This window comes from Streptomyces sp. NPDC050422, assembly GCF_044458665.1.
Taxonomy (GTDB): Bacteria; Actinomycetota; Actinomycetes; order Streptomycetales; family Streptomycetaceae; genus Streptomyces.
Genome location: NZ_JBITIE010000012.1, coordinates 131,583 through 146,272 on the forward strand (window position 1 = coordinate 131,583; position 14,690 = coordinate 146,272).

Genomic DNA, 14,690 nt, shown 5'->3' on the forward strand with positions numbered 1-14,690 from the left:
CGAGCTGTCGTCGTGAGGACCCGGCTTACGCCTTGGTCAGGTCCTCGATCTCCTCCTCGGGCTCACGGCCCGGGGTGGTGAGGTTGAACTTGCTGATCGCGAAGCGGAAGAGCACGTAGTAGATCGCTCCGAAGACGAGACCGATCGGGATGATCAGCCACGGCTTGGTCGCCAGGTTCCAGTTCAGTGCGTAGTCGATGAAGCCCGCCGAGAAGGTGAACCCGGCGTGCACGCCCAGTGCCCAGGTGATGGCCATCGACAGGGCGGTCAGGACCGCGTGGATCGCGTAGAGCAGCGGCGCGATGAACATGAACGAGAACTCGATCGGCTCGGTCACACCGGTGACGAACGAGGTCAGCGCGAGGGAGACCATCATGCCCATCACGGCCTTGCGGCGCTCGGGGCGAGCGGCGTGGGCGATGGCGATGGCGGCGGCCGGGAGGCCGAACATCATGATCGGGAAGAAGCCCGACATGAACTGACCCGAGGTCGGGTCACCGGCGAAGAAGCGGTTCAGGTCGCCGTGCACGACGGCGCCCGTGGCGTCGGTGAAGTCACCCAGCTGGAACCACGAGACGGTGTTGACGAACTGGTGCATGCCGACGGGCAGCAGCGCGCGGTTGATCAGGCCGAAGAGGCCGGCGCCGAAGGAACCGAGACCGGTCATCCACTCGCCGAAGTTGGATATGCCCTCACCGATCGGCTCCCAGACCAGGCCGAAGAAGACACCGAAGATCACACCGACGAAGGCCATGATGATCGGGACGAGCCGGCGGCCGTTGAAGAAGCCCAGCCAGTCGACCAGCTTGGTGCGGTGGAACTTCTGCCACAGGATCGCGGTGACGAGGCCCATCAGGATGCCGCCGAGCACACCGGGGTTGTTGAACGTCGCGGCGGTGTCCTCGCCCTTCTGGATCACCGCTTCGGTGACCGGGAATGCCTTGAGGACGTTGCTGTAGACCAGGAAGCCGACGAGGGCGGCCAGCGCCGTGGAGCCGTCCGACTTCTTGGCGAACCCGATGGCGACACCGATGCAGAAGAGCATCGGAAGGTTGTCGAAGACCGCGCCGCCCGCGGTGGCGAACACGGAGGCGACCTTGTGCCAGCCGAGACCGTCGTCACCGAAGACGTCGGGCTGGCCGAGACGGAGCAGAATGCCCGCGGCCGGCAGCACGGCGATCGGCAGCTGGAGACTGCGTCCCACCTTCTGCAGGCCCTGGAACACGCCGGAGCCCCGCTTCTTCGCGGGGGCCGCCGTAGCGGTGGCCGTACTCATCAACTTCCTCCAGTAGGCAAGGCGCCGCCAGGGACAGGGTGTTTGGGTGGGCGACGACTCGAGAAACGCGCCGCCGCGGCGGCGCGTGGTCTGGACCACTGAGTGGTGTAGACCAGTTGTAGCACGGTGAGGGTTAGATAAGGAACCTGCAAATTCCGACTACTTCGCAGTAGCCACCACGCACGCACAGTGACATGCCGAAGGCCCCCGGACCGGAGGTCCGGGGGCCTTCGCCGACCAAGGTATTAGCCCTGGTCAGAGGTCAGAATAGCTACTTCGTGAGGTTCTTCTCGATCTCCTCCTCCACCTCGTCGGGCTCTCGGCCCGGCGTCTGGAGGTTGAACTTGGTGATCGCGAACCGGAAGATCACGTAATACAGGACGGCGAACGCCAACCCGATCGGGATGATCAGCCAGGGTTTCGTCGCCAGACTCCAGTTGATGACGTAGTCGATCAGACCCGCCGAGAAGCTGAAGCCGTCCTTCACCCCGAGCGCCCACGTCACCGCCATCGAGACGCCGGTCAGCACCGCGTGGATCGCGTACAACAGCGGCGCCACGAAGAGGAACGAGTACTCGATCGGCTCCGTGATCCCCGTCACGAACGACGTCAGGCCGACCGAGACCATCATGCCGCCGACCGCCTTCCGGCGATGCGGCTTCGCGCAGTGGTAGATCGCCAGCGCCGCCGCCGGCAACGCGAACATCATGATCGGGAAGAAGCCCGTCGTGAACTGACCCGCCGTCGGGTCACCCGCCAGGAACCGGTTGATGTCACCGTGCACCATCGTCCCGTCCGGCTTCGTGTAGTCACCGAACTGGAACCAGACGAACGTGTTCAGGAACTGATGCAGACCGATCACCAGCAACGCGCGGTTGGCCACACCGAAGATGCCCGAACCCGCCCAGTCCAGGTCCACCAGCCACTTCGAGAAGCTCGTCAGGCCGTCACCGATCGGCTGCCACAACCACGCACACAGCGCCGCGAAGAGCAGACCGACGAACGCCATGATGATCGGGACGAGCCGACGGCCGTTGAAGAAGCCCAGCCAGTCCACCAGCTTCACCCGGTGATACCGCTGCCAGAACCAGGCCGACAGCAGGCCCATCACGATGCCGCCGAACACCCCCGGGTTCTGGTACTCGGCCGCCGTCACCTGCGCGTCACCCGTGACACACGTACCGAACCACGTACCGCCCGACACGAACGTCGAACCACTTTCGCAGTCCACCGGGAACGCGTGCAGCACCGCGTAGAAGACGAGGAACCCCGTCACAGCAGCCAGCGCCGTCGAACCGTCCGACTTCTTCGCCATGCCGATCGCGACACCCACACAGAACAGCAGCGGCAGGCCGAGCCCCGAGTCCAGCAGCGCACCACCGGCCGCCGCGAACACCTTGGCGATGTTGTTCCAGCCGAGCCCCTCGTCACCGAACACGTCCGGCTGGCCGAGCCGGTTGAGAATTCCTGCCGCCGGCAGGACGGCGATCGGGAGCTGAAGGCTGCGCCCCATCTTCTGGAGGCCTTGGAAGAGGCCGTTCCACCACTTCTTCTGTGGAATCGCTGCGCTGCTTGAGCTCATCGGCGTCCTCCCGGAACAGGCCACGGTTGGCGGGTGTTGCACACTGGTGTAGACCAGTTGCGGTACGGTGCGGAGCCCGCCCGGAAGACAGGGCGCCGGTGATCGTCATCATTGGTGATGGTCCGGCCACTCGCTCGCGAAGTTGGGCCAACCGTGCGTTACCGTGACGAAACGGACCCAGGGTGGGCCGTCGCACGTACGTGAAGAACCAGGGAGAAGGCCATGGCCAGCAAGGCTGAGAAGATCGTCGCCGGGCTCGGCGGAATCGAGAACATCGAAGAGGTCGAAGGCTGCATCACCCGCCTCCGCACCGAGGTCATCGACCCGAGCAAGGTCGACGAAGCCGCGCTCAAGGCCGCCGGCGCCCACGGCGTCGTCAAGATGGGCACCGCGATCCAGGTCGTCATCGGCACCGACGCCGACCCCATCGCCGCCGACATCGAAGACATGATGTGACCCACCGCTGAACCCACGGGCCCCCGCCCGACACCCCGCAGGCCCCGCCCACCAGGACGGGGCCTGCGGCGTACCTGGCGCCCGCCCCACACCGGAACGGCCCACACCCCACACCCGATAAAGTCGACGCCATGTCTCGTATCGACGGCCGCACCCCCGACCAGCTCCGCCCCGTCACCATCGAACGCGGATGGAGCAAGCACGCCGAAGGATCCGTACTCGTCTCCTTCGGCGACACCAAAGTCTTCTGCACCGCCTCCGTCACCGAAGGCGTCCCCCGCTGGCGCAAGGGCAGCGGCGAAGGCTGGGTCACCGCCGAGTACTCCATGCTTCCCCGCTCCACCAACACCCGCGGCGACCGCGAATCCGTACGCGGCAAGATCGGCGGCCGCACCCACGAGATCAGCCGCCTCGTCGGCCGCTCCCTGCGCGCCGTCATCGACTACAAAGCCCTCGGCGAGAACACCATCGTCCTCGACTGCGACGTCCTCCAGGCCGACGGCGGCACCCGCACCGCCGCCATCACCGGCGCCTACGTCGCCCTCGCCGACGCCATCACCTGGGCCCAGGGCAAGAAGATCATCAAGCACGGCCGCAAGCCGCTCACCGGCACCGTCTCCGCCATCAGCGTCGGCATCGTCGACGGCACCCCCCTCCTCGACCTCTGCTACGAAGAGGACGTCCGCGCCGAGACCGACATGAACGTCGTCTGCACCGGAGACGGCCGCTTCGTCGAGATCCAGGGCACCGCCGAAGCCGAGCCCTTCGACCGCAACGAGCTCAACGCCCTCCTCGACCTCGCCACCGCAGGCTGCGTCGACCTCACCGCCTTCCAGAACGACGCACTCGCCCGCACCCTCGGCGAGTAGATCCGGGTAAAGAAGCAACCAAGTCCCCCCGCGCAGCGTCGATACGCATACGGGCGCACGGATCGAACCGTGCGCCCGTCCGCATATCCGCACCCGGGGAGGGACCCACCATGGCCACGCGCCACCGACGTCACCGCCGCACCGCACTGGCCATCACCGCCGCACTGCTCACCGTCACGGCCGCAGCCGGCTGCGGCGCCCTCGACAAGACACTCGACTGCGTCCGTACCGCCGACGCCATCGCCACCAGCGTCGACAACCTCCAACAGGCCGTCGCCAACGCCTCCAGCGACCCCACCCAGGCCTCCGAATCACTCGACGAGATCGAGAAGGAGCTCGGCAACCTCGGCGACAAGACCGACAACGCCGACCTCAGCAAGGCCGTCGACGACCTCCAGGCCGGCGTCGGCAACGTCCGCGACTCCATCGACAAGGGCGACGCCACCCCCGACATCAAGCCCGTCACCGACACGGCAACGGAGATCGGCAAGGTCTGCACCCCGTAACGCCCTCACCCCGGCGCGGCGATAATCGACCCATGACCCGCCTCATCCTCGCCACCCGCAACGCCGGGAAGATCACCGAACTCCACGCGATCCTCGCCGACGCAGGCCTCACCCACGAACTCGTCGGCGCGGACGCGTACCCGGAGATCCCCGACGTCAAGGAAACCGGCGTCACCTTCGCCGAGAACGCCCTCCTCAAGGCCCACGCCCTCGCCCAGGCCACCGGCCACCCCGCCATCGCCGACGACTCCGGCCTCTGCGTCGACGTACTCGGCGGCGCTCCCGGCATCTTCTCGGCCCGCTGGTCCGGCACCCACGGCAACGACCGCGCCAACCTGGACCTGCTCCTGGCTCAGCTCTCCGACATCGACGACGCCCACCGCGCGGCCCACTTCGCCTGCGCCGCCGCCCTTGCTCTCCCCGACGGCACGGAACGCGTGGTCGAGGGCCGCCTGCTCGGCACCCTGCGCCACACCCCGTCCGGCACGGGCGGCTTCGGCTACGACCCGATCCTCCAGCCGGAGGGCGAGACCCGCACCTGCGCGGAACTGACCCCGGCGGAGAAGAACGCGATCAGCCATCGGGGGAAGGCGTTCCGGGCGTTGGTGCCGGTGGTGCGGGAGTTGGTGGGGTGAGTGCCGCCCGGAACGCACTAACGGCCTGTCCGTCGATGATTCGACGGACAGGCCGTTTCGGTGCGGCGGAAGGGATTCGAACCCTCAAGCCGTTTCACGGGCCACAGATCCTAAGTCTGCTGTGTCACCTCTGCACCACCGCCGCTAGCCGCCTGACATGGTACCGGGCAGGCCGCCGAGGTGGTAGGCGCCTTACTCCGCCGCTGTTCGGCGCGCGCCCCCGCGGCACCACGTGGACGTGATGGCATGGCAGTTCGGGCAGAGGAGCCGAAGGTTCTCGGCGCGGTCATCGCCCCAGTCGCCGTTGATGTGGTCCACCTCGAGGGTCAGATGCCTGCCTTGCCAGCTCGGGCCGGTTCCACACCCCGCACACCGCTCAGGCACGCCGATTTCCGCGAGCGCTCGCCGTAGCAACGTGGACTTCGTGCGACCTTTGCGTTCGTGTTTGACCAAGACCTCGGCAGCGGGCTTGAGGGGTGTGGTGCCGGGTAGACCGCGCTGGTGCGCCTGGCCGAGAAAGTGTGAGGTCGTAAGCCCCATTTCGATGATCCACTCGCGCAGCAGAGCCCGCTGGCGCCGGTTGTCAGGAAGGCCGAGTCTCCGGAGCAGCTCAGCGACGGATCGAGAGACCTCCACTGCTTCTTGCACAACGGATATCGCAGGAGGCGTCGCGTGGGTGTCAGGGTTGCAGCGCTGGAAGTGGGAGACGTCGATGCCGAAGTGGGCAAAGCGGTCGAGCAGGTACCTCTTCAGTCTGTTGTAGGGAGTTGTCCCGAAGAACGCTACGACCGCGTCGACATCGGCGCATTGCTCGGCCGCCTCGATCAGTCGCTCGCGGGTGTACGCGCGCCTCTTGCTCATAGTCCAGCACCTGCTTGGCGCCTCTTGCCGCGGCCGCGGTAGGTGTCCGTCGTCGAGTGGCAGTTGGGACAGAGCAATCGCAGGTTCTCCAGTCGGTTGTCGCGCCACCTGCCGTTGATGTGGTCAACCTCCAAGATCAGCGGATGGCCACACCACATCGGTTCCGTCCCGCAGTCGGCGCACCGCTCCGCGACGCCGAGCGCCGTCATCGCGACTTTGAGCCGGGCGCCGGGAACGCGGCGTGCGTGAGGTGAATCGTCCTCGACCAGTAGTTCCTGAGGTGTGCGGCGACGCTGCTTGACACCTGCTCGTGAGGGCTTGACGAAGTGGGAGGTGTCGAGGCCGTACGACTTGATCCGGCGGCTGATGTTGGTGTGGTGTCCACCAACCATCTCGAGACCGAGACGCTGCACTACTTCATGCACGCTTCTCGATGCGGCGACCACGGGCTCAAGGACGTCTTTGGTCCAGCGAGCCCCCTCGCGCTCGAAATGCCCGGTACTCACCCCCATTTTCCGCATCCGTTCCCGGAGGTAGCCCCGAGTGCGGCTCTTCGGGTCGACCCCCAGTTTCGTCAATGCCTCAGACAACGTCCGCGACGATGAGGCGGCCTCCGAGAGCCGCTCGCGGGTGTAAAGGCTGGCTGGCACGTTCCCCTCCGTATCCGGCCGCCCGTTCGCGACCTCGTACGGAGTAACGAACCGTTTATCGGAGAGTCACGTCCGATATCCGACAAGATGCGGAATGGCCCGCCCCGCTTCGGCGACAACCGAAGCGGGGCGGGCCATTCCCCGTACAGGACGGGACGGGTCAGAACTTAGGGTCCGGCGTCTGCGCCGCGACCAGTTCCTCCGCCTCCGCGCTCGTCTCCACCGACGGCGGCGACCCCGCCAGCGGCTTGTTCGCGGTCTCCTTCATGCAGGCCACCGCGATCACGCCCACCAGCGCCGCCGCCATCGCGTAATACGCCGGCATCAGGTTGGACCCGGACCAGCTGATCAGGGCCGTGATGACCAGCGGGGTCGTACCGCCGAAGAGCGACGCGCTCAGGTTGTAGCCCACCGACAGGGACCCGTAGCGGACGTTCGTCGGGAACAGGGCCGGGAGGGCTGCGGACATCGTGCCGAGCATGCAGACCAGGGAGAGGCCCAGCATCAGCATGCCGATCGTGATCGCGGGGATGCTGCCCTGGCGGATCAGGAGGAAGGCGGGCAGGGAGAGGACCAGGAAGCCGATCATGCCCGTCATGAGGAGGGGTTTACGGCCGAAGCGGTCCGACAGCTTGCCGACCTGGCTGATGATCAGCATCAGGAACACCATGACGGCGAGCAGGATCAGCAGGCCGTGGGTCTCGCTGTATCCGAGTTCGTCGGAGAGGTACGTCGGCATGTACGACAGGAGCATGTAGTCGGTGATGTTGTACGCGCCGACCAGGCAGATGCAGAGGATCAGCGTCGGCCAGTAGTTGCGGAAGATCTTGGCGAGGTCGCCCTTGGCGGTGGTCTCGACGCCGTCCGCGGCCTCGGTGGCGTGTGCGGTGCCGCCCTCCAGTTTCTGGAAGGCGGGGGTCTCGTCGAGGCGCAGTCGCAGGTAGAGGCCGACGAGGCCGAGGGGTCCGGCGACGAGGAAGGGGATGCGCCAGCCCCAGGCTTCCATCTGGGTGTCGGTGAGGAGGGCGTAGAGCGCGGTGACGAGGCCGGCGGCTCCTACGTATCCGGCGAGGGTGCCGAATTCAAGGAAGCTGCCGAAGTAGCCGCGTCGTTTGTCGGGGGCGTACTCGGCGATGAAGGTGGAGGCGCCCCCGTATTCGCCGCCGGTGGAGAAGCCCTGGAGCATCCGGAAGAGGATGAGGAGGATGGGGGCGCCGACGCCGATGGTGTCGTGGGAGGGGATGACGCCGATGGCGAAGGTGCCGACCGCCATGAGGATCATGGTGAGGGCGAGGACCTTCTTGCGGCCGATCTTGTCGCCCATGGGGCCGAAGAACATCCCACCGAGGGGCCGTACGAGGAAGGCGACGGCGAAGGTGGCGAAGGAGGAGAGGAGCTGGGTGGTGTCGTTCCCGGAAGGGAAGAAGACATGGCCCAGGGTGGCGGCCAGGTAGGAGTAGATACCGAAGTCGAACCACTCCATGGCGTTACCGAGCGACGCCGCCTTGACCGCGCGCTTGACCGCTTGGTCGTCCGTGACGGTGATGTCCGTCCTGCGCAGCTTTGGGTTCTGGCGTTTTCGGATGGCACGGAAGAGGGCGGGGTGGCGTTTGACCGCTTCGGGGTCGGCCGCCTGGTGGGGGTCGGAGGCCGCCATGGCCGGGTCCTTTCCTTGGTGGGTGTTCCAGGAAAGGCTTCTGCGCGGTCATGGCGGTTGCAAACCGATTCGCCCGAGGATTGGGATGTCCATCACACGTTTCGGCCGTTCGGCCCAATCCGTGGGGGGGTTTCCGGCCGGTTTGGGCTTCGGTCAGATACCGAGGTCCTTGATGATCTTGGCGACGTGGCCGGTGGCGCGGACGTTGTAGAAGGCGTGCTCGACCTTGCCGTTCTCGTCGACGACGATCGTGGAGCGGATGACGCCCATCACCGTTTTGCCGTAGTTCTTCTTCTCGCCGAAGGCGCCGTAGGCCTCCAGGGTCTCCTTGGCGGGGTCGCCGACCAGGGTGATCTTGAGGTTTTCCTCGTCGCGGAACTTCGCGAGCTTCTCGGGCTTGTCGGGGGAGATGCCGATGACGTCGTAGCCGGCGGCGGTCAGGAGGTCGAGGTTGTCGGTGAAGTCGCAGGCCTGCTTGGTGCAGCCGGGGGTCGAGGCGCGCGGGTAGAAGTAGACGATGACCTTGCGGCCCTTGTGGTCCGCGAGCGAGACGTCGTTCCCGTCGGCGTCGGGGAGGGTGAAGGCGGGGGCGGTGTCGCCGGGCTGGAGTCGCTCGCTCATGGTTCTCCTCGTTGGTACGTGGGGTGTACGGGACCGAGAGTAATAGGGGTGCCGCCGGGTGCGGGAGCGGTCGAGCTGACAGACTGTCGATGAAGGTTTACCGGACGAGGACCACGGAGGCGGCGCAGTGTCGGATGCCAGGAGCCCTGCGCAGATCGAGGCGGACATCATCAGCAGGCGCGAGCAGCTCGCGGTGGTGCTCGATGAGATCGGGGTGCGGGTGCACCCGAAGACGATCGTTGGTGACGCGAAGGCGAAGGCGGCCCAGGCCGTGGACCGGACGGCCGGGCGGGCGTTCGTCGCGGTGAACCGGACGGTGTCGGATGTGAAGGCGCAGTTCGTGTCGGAGGACGGTGCGCCGCGTCTGGAGCGGGTGATTCCGGCGGCGTTGCTCGCGGTGGGTGTGGTGGGTCTGGTCGTTGTGTCCAGGCGGCGTGGGAAGCGTTGAGACCCGGGGCGGGTGTCTGTCCCGGGGCCGGGTAGGTTGCGGGGCGTGAGCGAGAACAGCGACGACAAGCTGCCCATCCGGATGTTGCACGACCGTGTGCTGGTCCGGTCCGATTCGCCCGAGGGTGAGCGGCGTTCGGGCGGCGGCATTCTGATTCCGGCGACGGCTGCGGTCGGGCGTCGGCTGGGGTGGGCCGTGGTGGTTGCGGTGGGGCAGAACGTGCGGACGGTGGAGCCGGGGGACCGGGTGCTGTACGACCCGGAGGACCGTGCCGAGGTCGAGGTGCGGGGCGTGGCGTATGTGCTGATGCGGGAGCGGGATCTGCATGCGGTGGCTGCGGACCGGTTCGAGGGTTCGGTGGATTCGACCGGGTTGTATCTGTAGGGCCCGGGGAGTGTGGGTCGAGGCCTGGTGACTGCGGTCACCGGGCCTTTTGCCTGTTCTTTGCTACGGTGGTGGGACCCCGACGAGACGCGCCGTACCGGGTTTCCGTAAAGACGACGCACCCGTGTTTTTCGTGTGTTCTGTGTCGTCGGAGGTGCTGTCGTGGCGTGGGTTCTGTTGGTGGTCGCGGGTCTGCTGGAAGTGGCCTGGTCGATCGGGATGAAGTACACCGAGGGGTTCACCCGGTTGTGGCCGAGTGTGTTCACGGGGTTGGGGATCGTCGCGAGCATGCTGTTGCTGTCGCATGCGGCGCGGACTCTGCCGATCGGTACGGCGTACGGGGTGTGGGTCGGTATCGGTGCGGCGGGTGCGGCGGTGCTGGGCATGGTGGTGCTGCATGAGCCGGTGACGGCGGCCCGGATCTTCTTCGTGTGTCTGTTGCTGGTGGCTGTGGTGGGGCTGAAGGCGACGTCGGGTCACTGACGGGTGGGGGCGGCGGGGGCGCGGGTGCCGCGGGGGCCTTCGAAGAGGCCGGTGCCGCCTCCGTTGTCCCGGCCTCCGTTGTCGCCGCCTGTGCTGCCGCCGTTGTCGCCGCCCCCGTTGTCGCCGCCTCCGTTGTCCGTGCCGCCGTCCGTGATGCCGCCGATGGGGTTGTCGGTGGTGCCGGGGGTGGTCTGTGGGGTGGACGGGGTGGTGGGCGGGGTGCTGGTCGGGGTGTTCGGGGCTGTGCTGGAGGGGGTTCGGGAGGGTTGGCGGGTGGTGGTGCCGGGGGCGGTGTTCTCCTCGTTGGGGAGTTCGGTCTCGTCGGTGCCGGCCTCGAGGTCGAGCTGGAAGTCCTCGACGGGGGTGGAGCGCAGGGCGGCTCCGGTGTACTGGGCCCAGGTCTGGGCGGGGGCGCCGCCGCCGTTGATGCGGGGGAGGCCGAGTGCTCCGTAGAGGGGTTTCTGGGCGCCGGTGTCGGGGTTCTGGCCCATGACGGCGATGACGGTGGCGAGGTCGGGGGTGTAGCCGGCGAACCAGGCGGCCTTGTCCTCCTCGGCGGTGCCGGTCTTTCCGGCGGCGGGGCGGCCGGCGGCCTGGGCGGCGGTGCCGGTGCCGCCGTCGACGACGCTCCGGAGGATCGAGGTGGTGGTGTCGGCGGCTTCGCGGGTGACGGCCTGTCGGGTGGTGCGGTCGGGGAGCTTGACGCTCTCGCCGTCCTTGGTGACCTTGCCGACGAGGACGTGGGCGCCGTGTCTGCCGTGGTTGGCGAGGGTGGCGTAGGCCTCGGTCATGTCGAGGACGCTGGCGGTGGAGGGGCCCAGTGCGATCGAGGGTGAGGCGGTGAGGTCGGGGGTGTTCTTGGGGATGCCGAGGTCGATGGCGGTGGCGCGTACCTTCTCGGGGCCGACGTCTTCAGCCATTTGGGCGTAGACGGCGTTGACGGATTTGTCGGTGGCGGTGCGGACGGTGATGGGTCCGTAGCTGCGGTCGTCCTCGTTGGCGGGGTCGTATCCGGTGGGGCCGTCGGGTCCTTGGACCATGCGTTTGTTGGTGCCGTCGTAGAGGGTGCTGGGGGTGATGCGGCGGCCGTCCTGGGTGGTGGAGCGGTTGGCGACGGCGGAGGTGAAGACGAAGGGTTTGAAGGTGGAGCCGACCTGGTAGTCGCGGCGGGTGGCGTTGTTGACGTACTGCTGGGTGTAGTCGACGCCGCCGTACATGGCGAGGACGCGGCCGTCGGCGGGGTCGATGGAGGCGCCGCCGACGCGGACGTCGCGGTCGGCCTTGCGTTGTTTGCTGGTCTTGGACATGACGTTGTCGTCGACGGCTTTGACGAGGGCGTCCTGCTTCTTCTTCTCCAGCGTGGTGGTGATGCGGTAGCCGCGGGTGGCGAGGGTCTTCTCGTCGAGGATGTCGTTCTGGATCAGGTAGTCGTCGACGGCCTGGACGATGTAGCCGCGTTGTCCGGAGAGGCTGTTGGCGGGCTTGACGGGGCCGGGCATGGGGAAGGTGAGGGCGGCGCGTTCGCCGGCGCCGAGCCAGTCCTCCTTGACCATGCCGTCGAGTACGTAGTTCCAGCGGGCGAGGGCCGCGGGTTTGTTCTCGGGGTGGGTGATGACGTCGTAGGCGCTGGGGGCGTTGAGCAGGGAGGCGAGGTAGGCGCCTTCGGCGGTGGTGATGTCGCCGATGTCCTTGCTGTAGTAGGCCTGGGCGGCGGCTTGGATGCCGTAGGCGTTGCGGCCGAAGTAGCTGGTGTTGAGGTAGCCCTCGAAGATCTGGTCCTTGGATTCCTCGCGGTTGAGTTTGATCGCGATGAAGAATTCCTTGATCTTGCGGACGACGGTCTGTTCCTGGCCCAGGTAGTAGTTCTTGACGTACTGCTGGGTGATGGTGGAGCCGCCCTGTTTGCCCTTGCCGGTGAGGGTGTTCCAGCCGGCCCGGAACATCGCCTTGATGTCGACGGCGCGTTCGGAGTAGAAGTCGCGGTCCTCGGCGGCGAGGACGGTGTGCTGGACGGTGCGGGGGACCTGGGCGAGTCTGACGTTCTCGCGGTTCACCTCGCCGTCGCGGGCGATGACGCTGCCGTCCTTGTAGAGGTAGACGTTGGACTGGGCGGTGGCGCTGGCGTTGGCGGGCGGGATGTCGACGAGTTGGTAGCCGGCGATGAATCCGCCGATCAGGACCAGTGCGATGAGGAGGATGGAGCCGAGGACCATGCGCCAGGTGGGGATGGCGCGGCGCCAGCCGGTGCGTTTGGGGCGTTTCGGCTTCTTCTGTTTCCCCTTCCCCGCGCCGTTGCTGGCGGTGGCCGGGGTGCCCTGTTCCGCGGGGGCGCCAGCGTCGGCAGACAGGTCTCTGGGGGTCCAGCCCCGGTCGTCCGGGTCCCCGTTCTGCTGCTGTGGCTCGTCGCTCATGTCGGTGCAGACTCCTCGGCCGCGGTCAGTTCTCCCATACTGCACTTTTCTGTGGAATAACTACCGGATCGACCTCCGTAAAGCGGTCGCGGCGGTTGCCCCGGCTGGACTAGGCTCCTGCGCTTTGGTGTCCGCGCGCGGCGGGGCACCCCGATCGCGGGGGGTGGTTGTGGTGCGGCTCTATGCGGTGGTGGCGGCGGGAGGGTTCCGGCGCTATGCCACGTACCGGATCGAGACGGTCGCGGGGATCTTCACCAACACCGTCTTCGGTTTCATTCTGGCGTACACGTACGCGGCGCTGTGGGACGAGCGTCCGCAGCTCGGCGGTTACGACATGTCGCAGGCGCTCACGTACGTGTGGCTGGGCCAGGCGCTGCTGATGACGTGCGTGATGATGGGCGGCGGCTTCGAGGACGAGCTGATCGAGCGGATCCGGACGGGTGACATCGCGGTCGATCTCTACCGGCCGGTTGATATGCAACTGTGGTGGCTGGCCGGGGACTTGGGCCGGGCGGGCTTTCATCTGCTGGGGCGCGGCATCGTGCCGATGATTCTCGGTTCGCTCGCCTTCGATCTGGCGATGCCCGCGTCGCCGGGGACCTGGGTGGCCTTTCTGGTCGCGGTGTCGCTGGGTGTCGTGGTGAGTTTCGCGATCCGCTATCTGGTGGCGCTGTCGGCGTTCTGGCTGATGGACGGGGCGGGGGCGGCGCAGATCGCGTTCCTGGCGGGGATGTTCTTCTCGGGGATGCTGCTGCCGCTGAATCTGTTCCCGGGGTTGCTGGGTGAGGTGGCGCGGGCGTTGCCGTGGTCGGCGCTGCTGCAGGTGCCGGCCGATGTGTTCCTCGGCAAGCACACGGGCTGGGATCTGGCGGGCGTGTACGCGTTCCAGGCGGGCTGGGCGCTGGCGCTGCTGCTGGCGGGGCGGCTGTTGCAGTCGGTGGCGACGCGGAGGGTGGTGGTCCAGGGTGGCTGAGGTGGTGGACGCGGTCGACACGGTGGTGGATGTGCCGGGGGTGGTGTCCGTCCCGCGGTCGCGTGTGGTCGAGGGGGTCCGGGCGTACGGGCTGATCGTGGCGATGTGGCTGCGCTCGACGATGGCGTACCGGGCGTCGTTCGTGATGATGGCGTTCGGGAACTTCGCGGCGACGGCGTTCGACTTCGTCACGATCCTGCTGATGTTCTCGCACGTGGATGTGCTGGGCGGGTACACGTTGCCGGAGATCGCCCTGTTGTACGGGGCCGCGGGTACGGCCTTCGGTCTGGCGGACCTGTTGATGGGGTCGATGGACCGGCTGGGGCGCCGGGTGCGGGACGGCACGCTGGACACGCTGCTGGTGCGGCCGGTCCCGGTGCTCGCGCAGGTGGCGGCGGACCGGTTCGCGCTGCGCAGGCTGGGGCGGGTGACCCAGGGGCTGCTGGTGCTGGGCTATGCGCTGGTGACGCTGGACATCGACTGGACGGTGGCGAAGGTGGTGCTGGTGCCGCTGATGGTGCTGAGCGGTGGAGCGATCTTCGCCGCGGTGTTCGTGGCGGGGGCGGCGTTCCAGTTCGTCGCGCAGGACGCCTCGCAGGTGCAGAACTCCTTCACGTACGGGGGCGCGACGCTGCTCCAGTACCCGCCGACGGTCTTCGCGACGGACCTGGTGCGCGGGGTGACGTTCGTGGTGCCGCTGGCCTTCGTGAACTGGCTGCCGTCCCTGTATGTGCTGGGCCGGGACTATCCGCTGGGGCTGCCGGAGTGGGTGGCGTTCCTGCCGCCGCTGGTGGCGGCTGTGTGCTGGGCGTTGGCAGGTCTGGCGTGGCGGGCGGGGCTGCGGGCGTACCGCAGTACGGGAAGTTGACGCAGTACGG

16 protein-coding genes, 1 tRNA gene and 1 riboswitch are annotated in these 14,690 nt (G+C 67.4%); of the genes, 9 read left to right on the forward strand and 8 right to left on the reverse strand.

Features of this window, described 5'->3' with window-relative positions:
- Positions 1–25: 25 nt before the first annotated feature.
- Both ACIBJG_RS20435 and ACIBJG_RS20440 read right to left on the reverse strand, forming a co-directional pair.
- Complete coding sequence (locus ACIBJG_RS20435; protein ID WP_399309070.1) at positions 26–1,276, reverse strand: PTS transporter subunit EIIC; 1,251 nt, start codon at positions 1,274–1,276, stop codon at positions 26–28.
- A 271-nt stretch (positions 1,277–1,547) separates the two neighbouring features.
- Positions 1,548–2,858 carry a PTS transporter subunit EIIC gene (locus ACIBJG_RS20440; protein WP_399309071.1) on the reverse strand — a complete coding sequence of 437 codons (1,311 nt, stop codon included), beginning with the start codon at positions 2,856–2,858 and terminating at the stop codon, positions 1,548–1,550.
- A 222-nt stretch (positions 2,859–3,080) separates the two neighbouring features.
- Between ACIBJG_RS20440 and ACIBJG_RS20445 the strand changes: the two genes are divergently transcribed.
- The 4 genes from ACIBJG_RS20445 to rdgB all read left to right on the forward strand — a co-directional run bounded on the left by ACIBJG_RS20445 (position 3,081) and on the right by rdgB (position 5,324).
- Positions 3,081–3,314 (forward strand): glucose PTS transporter subunit EIIB, encoded by a 234-nt coding sequence (locus tag ACIBJG_RS20445; protein ID WP_018517946.1) that lies wholly within the window; start codon positions 3,081–3,083, stop codon positions 3,312–3,314.
- A 131-nt stretch (positions 3,315–3,445) separates the two neighbouring features.
- The gene (gene rph / locus ACIBJG_RS20450; RefSeq protein ID WP_399309073.1) at positions 3,446–4,183 is read left to right on the forward strand and encodes a ribonuclease PH; all 738 of its coding nucleotides are present in this window, start codon (positions 3,446–3,448) and stop codon (positions 4,181–4,183) included.
- Between the two features lie 110 nt (positions 4,184–4,293).
- Complete coding sequence (locus ACIBJG_RS20455; protein WP_399309075.1) at positions 4,294–4,689, forward strand: hypothetical protein; 396 nt, start codon at positions 4,294–4,296, stop codon at positions 4,687–4,689.
- Positions 4,690–4,721: 32 nt separating this feature from the next.
- On the forward strand, positions 4,722–5,324 hold the full coding sequence (gene rdgB, locus ACIBJG_RS20460; RefSeq protein ID WP_399309077.1) for an RdgB/HAM1 family non-canonical purine NTP pyrophosphatase: 603 nt from the start codon (positions 4,722–4,724) through the stop codon (positions 5,322–5,324).
- 61 nt (positions 5,325–5,385) lie between these two features.
- On the opposite strand, the gene ACIBJG_RS20465 is transcribed toward rdgB, so the two are convergent.
- The 5 genes from ACIBJG_RS20465 to bcp all read right to left on the reverse strand — a co-directional run bounded on the left by ACIBJG_RS20465 (position 5,386) and on the right by bcp (position 9,113).
- Positions 5,386–5,469: transfer RNA gene (locus ACIBJG_RS20465), tRNA-Leu, on the reverse strand.
- Between the two features lie 47 nt (positions 5,470–5,516).
- Positions 5,517–6,185, reverse strand: coding sequence for an HNH endonuclease (locus ACIBJG_RS20470; protein WP_399309079.1), 669 nt, complete (start codon positions 6,183–6,185; stop codon positions 5,517–5,519).
- Positions 6,182–6,835, reverse strand: a complete 654-nt coding sequence (locus tag ACIBJG_RS20475) for an HNH endonuclease (RefSeq protein WP_399309081.1) — start codon at positions 6,833–6,835, stop codon at positions 6,182–6,184. Before ACIBJG_RS20475 ends, ACIBJG_RS20470 begins: the two co-directional genes overlap by 4 nt.
- A gap of 160 nt (positions 6,836–6,995) precedes the next feature.
- A complete protein-coding gene (gene proP, locus ACIBJG_RS20480) occupies positions 6,996–8,492 on the reverse strand; it encodes a glycine betaine/L-proline transporter ProP (RefSeq protein ID WP_399309083.1) in 1,497 nt (498 codons plus the stop codon).
- A 153-nt stretch (positions 8,493–8,645) separates the two neighbouring features.
- Positions 8,646–9,113 (reverse strand): thioredoxin-dependent thiol peroxidase, encoded by a 468-nt coding sequence (gene bcp, locus ACIBJG_RS20485; RefSeq protein WP_399309085.1) that lies wholly within the window; start codon positions 9,111–9,113, stop codon positions 8,646–8,648.
- Positions 9,114–9,240: 127 nt separating this feature from the next.
- On the opposite strand from bcp, the gene ACIBJG_RS20490 reads away from it, so the two are divergent.
- The 3 genes from ACIBJG_RS20490 (at position 9,241) to ACIBJG_RS20500 (ending at position 10,428) form a co-directional block, all read left to right on the forward strand.
- On the forward strand, positions 9,241–9,561 hold the full coding sequence (locus tag ACIBJG_RS20490) for a DUF3618 domain-containing protein (protein ID WP_399309087.1): 321 nt from the start codon (positions 9,241–9,243) through the stop codon (positions 9,559–9,561).
- Between the two features lie 45 nt (positions 9,562–9,606).
- Positions 9,607–9,945 (forward strand): co-chaperone GroES, encoded by a 339-nt coding sequence (locus tag ACIBJG_RS20495; RefSeq protein WP_136325477.1) that lies wholly within the window; start codon positions 9,607–9,609, stop codon positions 9,943–9,945.
- Positions 9,946–10,002: 57 nt separating this feature from the next.
- Positions 10,003–10,068: riboswitch (guanidine-III (ykkC-III) riboswitch) on the forward strand.
- 39 nt (positions 10,069–10,107) lie between these two features.
- Positions 10,108–10,428 (forward strand): multidrug efflux SMR transporter, encoded by a 321-nt coding sequence (locus ACIBJG_RS20500; protein WP_018555875.1) that lies wholly within the window; start codon positions 10,108–10,110, stop codon positions 10,426–10,428.
- On the opposite strand, the gene ACIBJG_RS20505 is transcribed toward ACIBJG_RS20500, so the two are convergent.
- Positions 10,422–12,839, reverse strand: a complete 2,418-nt coding sequence (locus ACIBJG_RS20505) for a transglycosylase domain-containing protein (protein WP_399309089.1) — start codon at positions 12,837–12,839, stop codon at positions 10,422–10,424. The genes ACIBJG_RS20500 and ACIBJG_RS20505 overlap by 7 nt on opposite strands.
- A 172-nt stretch (positions 12,840–13,011) precedes the next feature.
- On the opposite strand from ACIBJG_RS20505, the gene ACIBJG_RS20510 reads away from it, so the two are divergent.
- Together ACIBJG_RS20510 and ACIBJG_RS20515 are read left to right on the forward strand one after the other, a co-directional pair.
- Positions 13,012–13,812, forward strand: a complete 801-nt coding sequence (locus tag ACIBJG_RS20510) for an ABC transporter permease (RefSeq protein ID WP_399309091.1) — start codon at positions 13,012–13,014, stop codon at positions 13,810–13,812.
- Positions 13,805–14,680, forward strand: coding sequence for an ABC transporter permease (locus ACIBJG_RS20515; RefSeq protein WP_399309093.1), 876 nt, complete (start codon positions 13,805–13,807; stop codon positions 14,678–14,680). The genes ACIBJG_RS20510 and ACIBJG_RS20515 overlap by 8 nt, the downstream gene beginning before the upstream one ends.
- Positions 14,681–14,690: the final 10 nt, after the last annotated feature.

Excerpts from the sequence above, each read along its gene's own strand:
- proP (WP_399309083.1), bottom strand. The coding sequence starts at position 8,492 with ATGGCGGCCTCCGACCCCCACCAGGCGGCCGACCCCGAAGCGGTCAAA.
- rdgB (WP_399309077.1), top strand. The coding sequence starts at position 4,722 with ATGACCCGCCTCATCCTCGCCACCCGCAACGCCGGGAAGATCACCGAA.
- ACIBJG_RS20435 (WP_399309070.1), bottom strand. The coding sequence starts at position 1,276 with ATGAGTACGGCCACCGCTACGGCGGCCCCCGCGAAGAAGCGGGGCTCC.
- ACIBJG_RS20455 (WP_399309075.1), top strand. The coding sequence starts at position 4,294 with ATGGCCACGCGCCACCGACGTCACCGCCGCACCGCACTGGCCATCACC.
- bcp (WP_399309085.1), bottom strand. The coding sequence starts at position 9,113 with ATGAGCGAGCGACTCCAGCCCGGCGACACCGCCCCCGCCTTCACCCTC.
- ACIBJG_RS20440 (WP_399309071.1), bottom strand. The coding sequence starts at position 2,858 with ATGAGCTCAAGCAGCGCAGCGATTCCACAGAAGAAGTGGTGGAACGGC.
- ACIBJG_RS20445 (WP_018517946.1), top strand. The coding sequence starts at position 3,081 with ATGGCCAGCAAGGCTGAGAAGATCGTCGCCGGGCTCGGCGGAATCGAG.
- ACIBJG_RS20470 (WP_399309079.1), bottom strand. The coding sequence starts at position 6,185 with ATGAGCAAGAGGCGCGCGTACACCCGCGAGCGACTGATCGAGGCGGCC.
- ACIBJG_RS20505 (WP_399309089.1), bottom strand. The coding sequence starts at position 12,839 with ATGAGCGACGAGCCACAGCAGCAGAACGGGGACCCGGACGACCGGGGC.
- rph (WP_399309073.1), top strand. The coding sequence starts at position 3,446 with ATGTCTCGTATCGACGGCCGCACCCCCGACCAGCTCCGCCCCGTCACC.